This window comes from Dietzia massiliensis (assembly GCF_018390595.1).
Lineage (GTDB): Bacteria > Actinomycetota > Actinomycetes > Mycobacteriales > Mycobacteriaceae > Dietzia > Dietzia massiliensis.
Genome location: NZ_JAHBAV010000320.1, coordinates 1 through 354, shown reverse-complemented (window position 1 = coordinate 354; position 354 = coordinate 1). Strand labels below are relative to the sequence as shown.

Annotated in this window: 1 protein-coding gene; it reads left to right on the top strand. The window is 66.1% G+C overall.

All coding sequences use genetic code 11. From position 1 onward, the window contains the following. On the top strand, positions 1-276 hold a 276-nt coding region (locus tag KHA85_RS17395), incomplete at its 5' end, for a helix-turn-helix transcriptional regulator (RefSeq protein WP_213186740.1). Between the last annotated feature and the right edge of the window lie 78 nt (positions 277-354).

The following is a 354-nucleotide window of genomic DNA, read 5'->3' as shown; positions in this document are numbered from 1 at the left end:
AAACAGGCCCATATGTCGCGCGCCAACTTCGCCCGCGTCTTTCGTCAGGTCACGCAGCAAACGCCGCTGCAGGCCCTTACCGCCATCCGCATGCAGCTGGCGGCCCGGCTGCTGGCGCGCCAGGCGTTGCCGCTGAGCCGTATCGCCGAACAGGCCGGCTATTCGTCGGAGGTGGCGCTGCACAAAGCCTTCACCCGCCACTTCGGCCTGACGCCGGGAAAATTCCGCCAGCAGGCCGCCGATGCGCCGCCGAACGCTTGCCCGATCCCGGCGTAACCTCCCACCCCGCCTTACTGTTTAGTAAACAACTCGGCCGCCGCCTGACAACTCTCACAAATGCGCGATCCCATGCGG